Origin of the sequence: Mesonia maritima, assembly GCF_042433895.1 — a bacterium.
GTDB classification, from domain to species: Bacteria; Bacteroidota; Bacteroidia; order Flavobacteriales; family Flavobacteriaceae; genus Mesonia; species Mesonia maritima.
Genome location: NZ_JBHLUA010000015.1, coordinates 41,343 through 53,744 on the forward strand (window position 1 = coordinate 41,343; position 12,402 = coordinate 53,744).

The 12,402-nt window shown below is 30.4% G+C and carries 12 protein-coding genes; all 12 read right to left on the reverse strand.

What is annotated here, in order from left to right; genetic code table 11:
- Positions 1-3: 3 nt before the first annotated feature.
- The 12 genes from ACFFGL_RS12245 to ACFFGL_RS12300 all read right to left on the reverse strand — a co-directional run bounded on the left by ACFFGL_RS12245 (position 4) and on the right by ACFFGL_RS12300 (position 12,388).
- Positions 4-1,371, reverse strand: coding sequence for a hypothetical protein (locus tag ACFFGL_RS12245; RefSeq protein WP_309727545.1), 1,368 nt, complete (start codon positions 1,369-1,371; stop codon positions 4-6).
- Entirely contained in the window at positions 1,368-4,307 is a 2,940-nt protein-coding gene (locus ACFFGL_RS12250; RefSeq protein WP_309727546.1) for a hypothetical protein, read from the reverse strand. Before ACFFGL_RS12250 ends, ACFFGL_RS12245 begins: the two co-directional genes overlap by 4 nt.
- A 523-nt stretch (positions 4,308-4,830) precedes the next feature.
- The gene (locus ACFFGL_RS12255) at positions 4,831-5,016 is read right to left on the reverse strand and encodes a hypothetical protein (RefSeq protein ID WP_309727547.1); all 186 of its coding nucleotides are present in this window, start codon (positions 5,014-5,016) and stop codon (positions 4,831-4,833) included.
- Positions 5,017-5,363: 347 nt separating this feature from the next.
- Positions 5,364-5,855: a hypothetical protein gene (locus ACFFGL_RS12260; protein WP_378928532.1), complete on the reverse strand. Its 492-nt coding sequence runs from the start codon at positions 5,853-5,855 to the stop codon at positions 5,364-5,366.
- 51 nt (positions 5,856-5,906) lie between these two features.
- Entirely contained in the window at positions 5,907-6,944 is a 1,038-nt protein-coding gene (locus ACFFGL_RS12265) for a patatin-like phospholipase family protein (protein WP_309727549.1), read from the reverse strand.
- A gap of 12 nt (positions 6,945-6,956) precedes the next feature.
- A complete protein-coding gene (locus tag ACFFGL_RS12270; RefSeq protein WP_309727550.1) occupies positions 6,957-7,241 on the reverse strand; it encodes a hypothetical protein in 285 nt (94 codons plus the stop codon).
- A 5-nt stretch (positions 7,242-7,246) separates the two neighbouring features.
- A complete protein-coding gene (locus ACFFGL_RS12275) occupies positions 7,247-7,954 on the reverse strand; it encodes a hypothetical protein (protein WP_309727551.1) in 708 nt (235 codons plus the stop codon).
- A gap of 615 nt (positions 7,955-8,569) precedes the next feature.
- Complete coding sequence (locus ACFFGL_RS12280) at positions 8,570-9,196, reverse strand: hypothetical protein (RefSeq protein WP_309727552.1); 627 nt, start codon at positions 9,194-9,196, stop codon at positions 8,570-8,572.
- Positions 9,197-9,354: 158 nt separating this feature from the next.
- Complete coding sequence (locus tag ACFFGL_RS12285) at positions 9,355-9,936, reverse strand: hypothetical protein (protein WP_309727553.1); 582 nt, start codon at positions 9,934-9,936, stop codon at positions 9,355-9,357.
- A 208-nt stretch (positions 9,937-10,144) separates the two neighbouring features.
- The gene (locus tag ACFFGL_RS12290) at positions 10,145-10,879 is read right to left on the reverse strand and encodes a hypothetical protein (RefSeq protein ID WP_309727554.1); all 735 of its coding nucleotides are present in this window, start codon (positions 10,877-10,879) and stop codon (positions 10,145-10,147) included.
- An 82-nt stretch (positions 10,880-10,961) separates the two neighbouring features.
- A complete protein-coding gene (locus ACFFGL_RS12295; RefSeq protein ID WP_309727555.1) occupies positions 10,962-11,615 on the reverse strand; it encodes a response regulator transcription factor in 654 nt (217 codons plus the stop codon).
- Positions 11,615-12,388 carry a sensor histidine kinase gene (locus tag ACFFGL_RS12300; RefSeq protein WP_309727556.1) on the reverse strand — a complete coding sequence of 258 codons (774 nt, stop codon included), beginning with the start codon at positions 12,386-12,388 and terminating at the stop codon, positions 11,615-11,617. The genes ACFFGL_RS12295 and ACFFGL_RS12300 overlap by 1 nt, the downstream gene beginning before the upstream one ends.
- Positions 12,389-12,402: the final 14 nt, after the last annotated feature.

Here is a 12,402-nt window from a genome sequence, read left to right on the forward strand (position 1 = left end):
TGTTTATTTTTTTATTTTGGATACTTTGATTTCATTATTTAGAATTTTTATCTCATAAGCCTTTGCTAGACCAACAGATTTGTAACCTCTGGCACTAGTTGTACTCCCATCTTTATGATGTAGATATCGATCAAGCATTCCATTTTCATCTACAAACCGATTATACATAGAATAACCTTGATATATAAAAATTGTCTTATTACTTACATAAAAAAATTGTATTTGAAACCCATAACTTTGCGAATTATTTAAAATAAAGGCAGGAATAACTGTGGCGAACTTCTCTTCACGATTATAAAGAACTAAATAGCCTGTACTATTACAATCATAACCATCTCTAGCAAAGCAGCAATCTTCTTCTTTTTTTGCAAACGCACCACAACCTATAGGGTAATCTACTCCTGTTGTTGTATAATAAATTTCATAATTATTAATATTAGGTAATCGTGTTACAAAACTTCCATTTACGGGGTTAAATTCTTTTTGATAACCATCCTGTATTAATGTAGATAAAAGAGTATTTTCTAACATTTTGTAGTTTTCGATTGGCGGCAATAATTTTTGTTCGTAATCTTCTGATAAATCCGCATCTACATAAGGATGCAGTTTTAGAAAATACATCCAAATATCATAGATATCTTTTCTTTTCTTTTTTTTCTCTTCTGTAATAGAATCACCACCTTGTTTAATATAAAAACCTAAAAAATTTTTATTGTTTTCTACAAGTTGGCCTAGAGGTTTGGGACCAAAAGGTAATATAGAATCTATAGGATGAATAATACTTTGTAAGCTATCAGTTATTCTATTATACTTTATTGAGAATTTAATACTATCTCCTAAAAAACGCTTTTTTGCTAATTCTTTGTAATGAATACTATCTTTAAATGAGCTTTGAATTAACTTTTGAATTTCGTCATTGGACAATAAGTCATATTTAATAATAGTGCCAACCTTTTTTAACCTTTGTTTATATAATTCATACAGAATTATAAATTGGGCTAAAGAATCTTTATTGAATTTTTCTAATTCATTAGGCAATAAAAACCTTTTGAAAGGTGCAGGTATTTTTTTTCCTTTGTATGGTATATAATTAAACTTTCTAATGCCACTGCGCCTAGCTCTTGCCTTACTTATAAATCTGTTTCTAAATTTTTTATCTTCTACTATTTTATCTTTCCTGTTTAAAATTGAGTCTTTTTCCTCCTCAAGTAAATACGGAATATCAATTGCACTAAAATATTTCACAAGAAAAGTATCCTTCTTAGCACCTTTTTTATCCTTAATGTAAGCTTGTTTATCAAATTTATTTGATTCTTTACAGGAAAACAGAAAAAAAAATAAAATGGACAATATGCAACTACTCTTTATCATAAAACTTTATTTCCATCATTTAATACTACATTTTGAGAATGTAAATGTCCGTCATGTAAATTCCACCAAATATCTGGTGTTGTATTGGGAAGGTCGTTTAAGTTATTATAATGATATGGTTCATCGCCAATATAATGAAACCCAAAACCAAAAAAGTTTAGTGCATTAATAAAATTCTGATCATCCACAGGTACAAAAGTATAATTACTATCAAATGCTTGTCCATTAACATGCTGTGAACTAGGATAACAAGAACCTTTTATATAAGCAAATCCTTCGCTTATTACATTTTGGTTTGCCCGTATTAAAGCACCTAAAACAGCTCCAGCAAGAGGTGGACTGGCATATAATCTTAAAGTTCCTTGAAACTTCAAATCAAATCCTATAGCTGTATCTCTAAAGTAATTAGTGACATTTCCATTTGTTGCAGTTATAGATTCTGTAACAACTCTCACCATAAATGATTTTTTTCCTTGATTATTATACCTTCTTATATTATAATTACCTTCAGTGACAATATCGCCACTATTATTTTCATATGACCGAGTAGCATCTACACCAGGAACATTTTCATTAGCATAGTTTATAAATTGTACAAATCCATTAGGGACTGCACCCAAAATTCCACTTTGCTTATCCATCTCATTTGCCATCACCAACTCTAATCCATTAACGGCATTTGCTTCACCTTCAGCTAAACCTTGTATTTCTGAAGTATTATTTTGTGTGTTATAATAAACATAGTAAACTCTTTCTTGGTTGTAAGCTAGTGCAATTGCAAAATCAACATTGTCTGTTATCTTAATAATGCCGTCATGGTAAACTCGAAACTCTATTCGATTATCTAAAGCAGTTCCGTCTTGTAATGCTGTTATATCTTCATCTTCAGAAAAAGCGTAAGAGCTAAAAAATTGATTATCTCTACTGTAAACTATAATGTCATTATCATTATGTTGCGGTGTAATTATATTTGAATTTTGATTATCATCAAAACCTTGAAGTCTAACCGTGTAAGCAAAATATCCATTAGCATTATTGTCTTGCTGCGGATTACCCGTTATAGGTTCTAAATGAATAAAACGTTGATGGTTATCACTTAATTGTGTATCTGCTTTTATTGAAATCATTTCATCAATAGTCAAACCTAATAGCATACAGTTTTCCTTATGGTTTTTTCCAGAATCAGCTAAATCATTACTTCTAAAAAAATTGATACTTGGCATTTTAGTATTATTGATATTACCTGTAATATCATATTCACGACAAATAAACTTTAATCTTTCACTTATAATTCTATATGAAGGATTTTGTATAAATGAAGATAATTGTTGCTCATAAGTATTTAGATATTCTTTTCCAGAAACCTTAGCTGTATTTTCATATTCAATTCTTGCATACATTAGAACACGGCCATCTCCCCAATAAGCACCATTTATCATGTTTAATTCAAAATTACCGGTTCCTTCAAGGTTATAATTCGCATCATAATTAGGATGATTTGCATCATAATGCATTGGTTCTCTAACATATCTTGGATTAGCACTTTCAACAGATCCTACATCTAAATTATCCGTTAAGCTAAATTGTGGGATGTCAATAGAACAAAATGCAGAATCATAATAATGTATATTCTCCAATACACTATCATTAACATTATTAGAATTGTGTTTTGCTCTATAATAATGTAATCTCACATAATTGCTTATATAAGCACGGGAAGTTCCTGACTGTGTATTTGGAAAAAGTATTCTGAATACATTTGTCCAAGTTGTGTGGTCGGGACTATTACCGTTATCAATAAGATCAGCAGTTTTAAAATATCGAGATGTAACCCCGTTATTACTATTACCTTTATCTTTACTTAGATTGGTTTTAGTATAAAGAATAGGATTTATGTTATCACCTATTCGTAAACTAAGTTTTAAAGAGTTTTGATTTCCTGAAGTGTGGGTAGCTGTCAATATGAGTATGGGCCATTGATTTGTTTGATATTCCTGTGCATTAAATGGGCTATTTCCTGATTGAGTTCTTATTTGGATATTATTAGAGTCTGTCCCAGACACCTTGTAATTTTGATAAAAATTGTAAGAGTATCCTTTTTCACTTCGTATATCAACATAGATCTTATTTTTCGAATAAAATTTTTCAATTAATTTAGTATATAAAAACTTATTATTGCTAGCATTTGTACTAGTAGTTTGAGTATTATTAGATACGTTTATGTCATAATACTTCACACCTTCATTAAAATACATGCCATATAAAGCAGCTGGATCTATAAATTTTAAAATTTCTTCACGTTTTAATCTCTGTTCAAAACCATTGAGGTTTGTTACATTTATTTGATTATATGCTGCTCTCAAAAACCCTAAGTCGAAACTATTGAAATTACTTTTCAAAACTATTTCAAAACCGATTTTATGTGAAGTGCCAAAAGTTCCAATCCATTCACCTTCTTTAACCCACACCGGGGATATCTGTAAATTTTTGTAACTAAAAAAATCATCGATAAGATCTGTATCTAATAACGAATTATCATATCCTATTTGCGAACAAGAAAAATCATCAATAAGCGAATCTTGTCTCATTCTACTAATTAAATCATTACTTGTTGCAGCATTGTATATTTGTATAGTGCAGCTACCGTTCTCACTAATTAAAGAATCTTTACGAACACCTCTATATACATAATATTCTACATCTACAGGGACTTCTAGATTATTATCTGGCCTAATTATAAGATTAACTAAGGAATTATCGTCTGTAGATTGCTGGACTAGCATCATTCCACTTCGACATGCAAATGCTTTTGCTTCGGTTGTAAGATCAAATCTAGACGTTGTTCTATATATATTTTCAGGGTCAGCATATAAAGGACCGTAAGCATCTCCTGCTAATTGTGTTGTTAAGTTTGCTGGATCTATAAAAAAATGCATATAAAAAAGAATGTTTTTAAAATAAAATATCTTAATAATTTGCAGTTACCACAGCATTGGTCAACGTGCAATATGGGGTCAATAATGGACTTATTTTTTAAAGAGGGAGGAAAAACAAGACCTTAAACGGAATTAATTTACTTTAAAGTTCAACGAATAAAATAAAAGAAACAATGCGGGAAAATACGTATATTACATTATATTTTTTTCTAAAAAAACCTTTAAAACTAGGTTACTTACCTTAAAGCTTCATTCCTTCATTGATTAGTATTGCAGAGGCTCAGCCCGATCTAATATATTTTTCTTTATATATTGCCATTTTAAAAATTTTAGATATTATAAGATGTACGTATTTCATTTTAAAACTTCCTCATTAATAAAATAAATCTCATAATTAACCTGTGCTCTATAAAAAATTATCATAAGATAGAACGAAATAGTTACTCCTCAACTTACCATTATTTTATGATTTATTTTCCATCATAAGGGATTCAGATGTATTCAATAATATTCTACCATTAGATTATTGAACTCCTGCTACATTTGTAATTGCATAAGCAGCAGCAGCATCTTCAATTTCAAATCTACTCTCTAAATTGTATCTTTCGTAGGTAACTTGGTTTTCCACAAAATCAGGTAAGTCTCCAAATGACTTTGTAGAAATTTGGGAAATTATTTCCGTAGGGTTTGCAAAAAAATAATAAGCCATTTTTATGCTTTTTAAAAATGATTAATTCATAAGTTTAGAGATGAAAACTATAATAATAGCCTTGATTAATAACTTCGAAAAGTTAAACACAAAAAAAGTTCTCACTATTAAATATATAAAAATTAAATCAAAAAGAAAATAATAACTTTTGAGTTTAAAATTTTCAAACTCTTCCTTATATATTCAAACTTATCAGTAGCCCAAAAAGATACTGACAAGATTTATCTGTCTATTACAAGTTATTCTTAATTTAACGTACAAGAACTTTAAGTTTCATTTTTCAGATAGCTTAAAAAAGCTAAGTAAGATAGAGGATAACTTAGAAGTTACCCTCTATAATCTAATTATTATCCTTCGTCATCTGAACAGATTGGAGCTGTAAATTTCCCCTCAAGGTTATTTTTCCCGTCCGAGCTGTTTACACGGATTTTGGCCTCAATTTCGGTCTGGGTGATGGATATAATCTCGTAGTCGATACCACTACCTACAGTAATAAAATCTTCAGAATTTGGATCGCTAAAACTTACAAATACATCATTAGTTGAACCTTCAGTACGTGGTCCTGAAATGGTAATGGTATAAGCCTCTGAAAACTGATTGGTTTCACAACCCACATCTTCACTACTCAAAAATACAGAAAGCCGTTCTTCATCAAAAGTTTCGATAACATAGGCACTACTACCGTTGCCAGTAAAAGGCTCACCAAATAGCTCTCCGCTAACGAGGGTGTCTGGAATTTCTGAACCGCCATTGTCACTGCTGGAATCATCATCTGAGCTACAGCTTTCAATTACAAGTGCAAGGATTAAAAAATTTAAATACATTAATCGTTTCATCATCATGTTTTTATAAAATTATTATTCATTCTATTTTTTGGTTCCGCTAAATTATTAGTGATATTGTATGAGTTTATCAACTATTTCATCAATCTGTTGTTTCATATTTTCAATAGATGTTTTACCATCATGATGTAATGCTTTTAAGTTGGGTAAACTCGCGTCATCCATTTGATTATTAGCAGTTATTATATCCGGTTGAATTCTATAGTAATCTTTACAATCATCAATACTTAATGTTTGATATATTTGTTTTAACTGATAATCGACCGTTTCAGAATTTCCGCTCATCATAATATCAATAAGAGGCTTAATCCATTTAACTGCTCCAGCGTCTTTGAATTCCTTATAATAATAAGGTTCCTTCTCAGCACCTGTACCAATAGAAAGAATAAACATTTCATTTGCCGTAGGCTTATTGGGTTTTTCAGTATCGCTTAATAATTTTGAAAAATCCAAAGTTCTCGCTTCTGCATAAGCACATAGTGCGGGATTGTTAGCAAAAACACCTCCATCTATCAAATAATGAGGTGTTCCATATAGCGATTTCACTTTCGATGGTTCAAAATAAGTAGGGGCTGCAGAAGTTGCTCTAGCAACATCTTTCATGTGATAATCATAAATTTCTTCTTTGGCGTCCGCACTTGTAAAAAAATGAGCTTTCCTATTGCGTATATCATAGCTAGTTATTAAACAGGGCTTCAAAGCCTGGCTAAGTTTTACCTCATTTAAATAATCTTTTAAAGCTTGCTCTAGTTCAAATTCATGATATTTTTCATCTAAAATACCCCCAATACTCTTAATTTTTTTACCTAAAGTAACATCAAAAATTTCGTCCCCGCGATCTAAATAAATATCTAATGCTTGCTTTGCACTAAATTTAAATCCCCCGTTTTTATCTGGACATAAGTAAACCAAAGATAAAATGCCGCCAGTGCTTGTACCAGCTATAAAATCAAAGTACTCTCCGATTTTCACGTTTGGTTCTCCTGTTTTTTCCTGAAGTTGCTCTTCTATATAAGTTAAAATAGTTCCGGGCATAATTCCTCTTATTCCTCCACCGTCTATAGAAAGAATTTTGATTTTTTTCATCTCTATAAAATTTTAAAATAAAACAGCAAGCTGCGGAACCTTTTTCGCAATCTTTATAGCAGTTTCTCCAAGAGACTTAATATCTTCGACCAATTGAGCTTTGGATAAATTCTCTTTCGAAGCGTTTTCTACTACTTTAATTAATACTGAATAAACTCGCAAATCTGTTGTGTCAGGAGTTATAGAGTCTACTTCTTTCTTAGACAATCCTGTTAGATCATCTAATTCTTTATTATATTTCCCATCAAAAGCCTTGTCAGCCTCTTTAAATAACTCTTCAAATCTATTTTTATTCATAACTTTTAATTTTGATTAGTCAATTCTTTTATTTTATCTATAACCTTTTCAAGCTTGTTATAAGCTTCATCACTTTTTAGATCAATTTCTTTTGCATTTAAGACTGCTCCCGATACCTTATCAGAAATATCAAGCAACTGTTCATTTACTTTTTCGTTTGCATTTTCTACTCCTAACATGGCTGCTGCTTCATCCTGCGCCTCTTTAACCTTTCTAATTGACTCCAAATGGCCTGTTATAGTACTATTTGCATAAATAACATTCTGGTAAGAATTTGTAATTGAATTTATCACTTTCGTTCTTTGAGTATTAATTGGCAATTGCAACTCTTTCCTTTTAGATTCAATTTGATTCTTTGCAGCAATTAAAAATTGACTCATATCATCTAGAACCTTATCAGAGGTTTCTTTATTATTGGTGTTGGCAGCATTAATCATAGAGGTATATATCGATTCTTCTCCATCTTGGTATGACGAATACTCATCTTTTAAAACATAATTAATGATGTAGGGAGCATAAACCTCATCGATAAAAGTATCTATATCTTCATTTATTTTAGCAAATAAGATATTTACTGAATTAGTATGACTTTGCTCCAATTCACGAAGATCATTGCCAATTGTTCTCGATAACGTAACTGTTTCTTTAGGAACAGAAGAGCATGATGATATAATGAAAATTGTCGCAATTAGAATGATTTGACTAAACTTCATAGATGTGAGTTTTGAGTTTTTTCAGTTGAAAATAATAGTAATATTCTTCTATATTACTCTTTAATTAAGAAACAACTTTGATAAAGAAAGATGAAAATAATTTATAAAATATTTAAATTAACTGTTGTTTTATAATCACATCTTCAAAAATGAATATAAAATAATGTAAAATCAATACGTGTTTTTACGTATTTTTAATTATTTAGTTTTGGAATAAAGTGTTTAGTTTGCATTAACGCATGAAGAAAAAGTACTGTAAGTAATGATGATTTTCACACTCGCATAAAAAACCTAGAGACAGCAGATTGATTTTAAAGAAGCGCATTTAAGGTGATTTTTAATGAAAACAGTCAAGTATATGAATTTGTTTGAATACTGAAACATTAAAACGAGAATACTTAACTTATTGTAAACCCTAAATGCTCATTTCAGGAAGAAAATGGGAGTTTAAAGGTGCACAACCAACTGTAATCGCTCATATTCTGTTACCAAAAAAGAATTAAGACAAAAGTGGATGCTGAACACTAACATTAGTAGGCAATCCAAAGCAATACTTCCAGCATTGGGTATCACTCAATTCAGACTAACAGAGATCATTTATTCGACATCTTTTTTTTATAGTCCGAATGTTGCTATTAAACCGAATGTGTTCAAATTATTGATCTTTTGTTTATCATTAACAATTTGATTGTTGTTTTCAAGTTCGCTAAAATCAGATTGATAATTAAAATGAACTCCAATCCCAAGATTATCATACACTTGATATATAAGGCTAATTCCTAATCGACTACCAAAATTCCAACCTTCATATACATTGTCAATTTTTCTTAATAAAAAACTATATTCATCTTTTACGACATATTGTGAGTATACCCCAAAGGTAGAAATCATTCTAAATTTTTCTCCTAATTTTGTATCAAAACTCAATAATAAAGGGATTTTTAGCATCGCTCGTTTGTGATAAAAGTCACCCCTTGAACTAAAACCGTTCCCATTAATTTCACTATACGCTATTCCGGTTGCTAGACCAAGTGTTTTCCAAAACTTATAATTAAGGAGAATTTCCCCGTTTTCGGCATTTACATTATAATTTGGCTCTAAATCATTCTCTATTATTCCATTTCCAATATCAGCATGAACAAAAATCTCCAATTTTGACTCTTTTGTTTCTTCTTCTTGTGCATTGAGAAAGTTCGTAGTGAAGACTAAACATAACAATACTAATAAACTTGATTTTTTCATAGTTATATTTTTAAATTATTTTAATGATTTTTTTGGCTTTAATCTGTGCTTAATAAAAGGCACCATTAAAAGGTAAAACCCTGACAATGAATTCAGGGTAATTACACTCTTGTTTTTATTTCTTACAATTAAACGATAAAATAATTTGTACTGGTTTCTTATTTCTTATAGAAATATCTTGTGTAGTTGTCACCATCCTTCCAAGAGATCGTTAATATTTTGGGCGTAATCTTATTAATTATACCTATATCATGTTTTTCTCCTTTTTTTGATATGAGCATATTATCTTTAATGTAGAATTCCTCAAAATCTGATTTACTATTTCTACGAAAAGTGTTTCCTTTAACTTCAATTATCACAGGTTCTTTATGCTCTGTTTTATTTATATGTTCAACTCGCTCCGTTTGTTTTTTCTGCCCATACAAGATTTCTTCTTTTTGCCCATAAAATCTATAAAGCCCCTCATAAGCTTTCCAAAGACCCTCTATATCTTCAGCTTTAATTTTGTCTTTAGCAATAGTAGAGCTTTTATCAAATTTTTCCCAGTCAATATTTTTGTCTTCTACCGGGGTAGTTGTTACTTCAATTTCTTTACCGGATTCATCTAAAGTTTTCGTTATTGTGTCATGAGCTGTTATGATTTTTTTATAAAATATTATGGTATCTTGTGCTGTTATTGTATTGAAGCAGAATAAGAAAGTAATAATTAAAATTGCATTTAGACTTTTATTATTTCTCATTTGTTTAGTTTTAAATTGTGTCCAAAAAAAATTAATATAAATTAATTTTTTGACTTTATATGATTTGTAGTGGTAAAATTAAGGTGCATTTATGATTATGTCACCTCGAGCACAGTCGAGAGACTATGAGGTCTCGCTGCGCTGCGCTCGACTTGACAATTAAAAGACTTCTTACATTACCAACAAAATTCTACTTAGAACCATTTTTTTATCCTTGTTCAATAGAAGTAATTTCAAATTCCCCTAGATTAACACCTGTAATCTGTTCTGCTATTTTTTCATATTCTACCATAGGATTGCCTATCAACTCATAAGGTATGTTATAGTTATAATCAATTCCATACTCATCTACAGTATAAAGTTCTCCGTTAACCTCAACTTCAAACGGTTCCGGATCTTCAGTTACAGTTGTTTTTACTTGTGTAATATTTCCTTCGCCATCCCGTGTAGTTTCAACTGTTGTGGTTTTTTTTGTCCTTAATTCCTTCCAAACTGCGACTGCAGCACCAATTAAAGCGGCTACAATACCAAGCCATTCTGCAGATGGTGGTATTTCCTCGACAGGTTCTAGATCACCACTGCCAATTTCAAAAACGTTTTCTCCTTCTAATTTTCCAAAAACAGTAAAATCTTTAGGTAAATATGCTAAATTATACCCGGAAACTACTTTACCTTCATCTTCATCTAACCACTTAAAAGATTCGAAAAAAGTCCCAACTTGCTGTAAACCGTTTCTTTTCAATGTAGTGGTCTTTAAGACACCATTTCTTTCTGCAATCATTCCCAATTGTCCGAAATTAACTGTGTAATTTCCTTTTCCTTCTGTGTCAATTGAAACACCATCTAGTCCGCTTTCCGAAATTCCTGAAACCCGAAGTACGTTGTTTTCAATGCTTAATTCCGCGTTTCCAAGCGGAGTAATTCTAAATCCGTTAAATTCCATAATTATAAAAATTTTAAATTAATATTATTTTATAAATTTAAAAGTAATTTATCCGGACATCAATACGTGTTTTTACGTATTTTTAATCCTTTAACTCATTAAAAGATAATTGTTTATGTAGAAAAGCGTAGATTATAACCCCTATGAAATTTCTAGAGTCAGTTTTATCCATTAAATTACGTTTATGCTTCTCTACCGTCCGTGGACTTATATTCATGCGCTGAGCAATTTCGGTTCCGCAATATTCCTTTGTAGTTAAAATAAGCACTTCCATTTCTCTTTCCGTGAAATTTATTGATATACTCGGTTTTTTATTAGAAGCGTTTACAACATTTTCTATGATTGATGCTAGTTTTTTCTCGAAATGAAATCCGTCATTACTCAGTTTTAAAATAGCCTTCTTAAGTTCTTGTGGGTTTGTATTTTTTGTAAAATAACCTTGCACTCCTAATTCCATGATTTTTTTTATGGTAACCATATCATTAAGGAGGGTAAGCACCAAAATTTTTACTTTTTGATAATTTTTATTTATTTCTGGTATAGTAGCAAAACCATCCATTATTGGCATTTGGAGATCAATCAATACAATATCTACTTCTGTTATTTTTAACTCCTCTAAAAGTTCCTCTCCATTAGAAGCCTCTATGACGACTTCCATTTCTTCATAACTATTGACTAAAAGAATAAGGCTTTTTCTAAAAAGTTGATGATCGTCTGCAATGGCTATTTTTAGCATTATGATAGATTTTTTATAGTGATCACAAGTTCATTTCCTTTTTCTATCGGAATTTGCTCCAATTCTGCTTCTATTTGCTTTATTCTTGATTGTATATTTTTTAATCCCATTCCTCTACTATTCTTCACGCTTTCATAAAAATCGAATGGAATTCCGTCATCTTTCACCGTTAGTCTAAGAAGATTTTCATCGCACTCTAGGTAAAAGAAAATAAACTTAACATTTCCATATTTAATCATATTGTTTATCAATTCTTGACTAATACGATAAAGTTCATACCCAATATTTTCAGCAACTGATATTTTGGAGGGTTTATGCTGAAAATGTATAGTTTTGTTGTTCCATTTTTGTATTCTTTCAAAATAATTTTCCAGAGTAGCGACTAAACCTGAGCTATCTAAGGAGGGAGGCATTAAATTATAACTTATCCCTTGTATATTTTCTTGCATCGTTTGTAGAGCGATTTCAACTTCTCCTAATATTGGATTTTTATGAATTTTTGAATTTTGCTCAGTATTATCTAGTATTGCCAAGTAATTACGAATTGCATTTAAATCTCCCATAACACTATCATGTAAGTCGGAAGAAATTCTTTTTCGCTCTCTTTTTTCAGATTCTAAGGATATTTTCAATAAGTTTTCAGCTTCTTCCTGTTTTATTTTATGCAGTTTTTTTTGATAAATAACCGTTAGCAACAAAATTAGACAAACTAGCCCGATCATAATGGCAGTACCTAACCAAAAAAATAATTTTAATTCCGATTCATTTTCCATACGCCTATCATTAA

Excerpts from the sequence above, each read along its gene's own strand:
- ACFFGL_RS12285 (WP_309727553.1), bottom strand. The coding sequence starts at position 9,936 with ATGAGAAATAATAAAAGTCTAAATGCAATTTTAATTATTACTTTCTTA.
- ACFFGL_RS12295 (WP_309727555.1), bottom strand. The coding sequence starts at position 11,615 with ATGCTAAAAATAGCCATTGCAGACGATCATCAACTTTTTAGAAAAAGC.
- ACFFGL_RS12280 (WP_309727552.1), bottom strand. The coding sequence starts at position 9,196 with ATGAAAAAATCAAGTTTATTAGTATTGTTATGTTTAGTCTTCACTACG.
- ACFFGL_RS12250 (WP_309727546.1), bottom strand. The coding sequence starts at position 4,307 with ATGCATTTTTTTATAGATCCAGCAAACTTAACAACACAATTAGCAGGA.
- ACFFGL_RS12275 (WP_309727551.1), bottom strand. The coding sequence starts at position 7,954 with ATGAAGTTTAGTCAAATCATTCTAATTGCGACAATTTTCATTATATCA.
- ACFFGL_RS12245 (WP_309727545.1), bottom strand. The coding sequence starts at position 1,371 with ATGATAAAGAGTAGTTGCATATTGTCCATTTTATTTTTTTTTCTGTTT.
- ACFFGL_RS12300 (WP_309727556.1), bottom strand. The coding sequence starts at position 12,388 with ATGGAAAATGAATCGGAATTAAAATTATTTTTTTGGTTAGGTACTGCC.
- ACFFGL_RS12255 (WP_309727547.1), bottom strand. The coding sequence starts at position 5,016 with ATGGCTTATTATTTTTTTGCAAACCCTACGGAAATAATTTCCCAAATT.
- ACFFGL_RS12290 (WP_309727554.1), bottom strand. The coding sequence starts at position 10,879 with ATGGAATTTAACGGATTTAGAATTACTCCGCTTGGAAACGCGGAATTA.
- ACFFGL_RS12260 (WP_378928532.1), bottom strand. The coding sequence starts at position 5,855 with ATGATGAAACGATTAATGTATTTAAATTTTTTAATCCTTGCACTTGTA.
- ACFFGL_RS12270 (WP_309727550.1), bottom strand. The coding sequence starts at position 7,241 with ATGAATAAAAATAGATTTGAAGAGTTATTTAAAGAGGCTGACAAGGCT.
- ACFFGL_RS12265 (WP_309727549.1), bottom strand. The coding sequence starts at position 6,944 with ATGAAAAAAATCAAAATTCTTTCTATAGACGGTGGAGGAATAAGAGGA.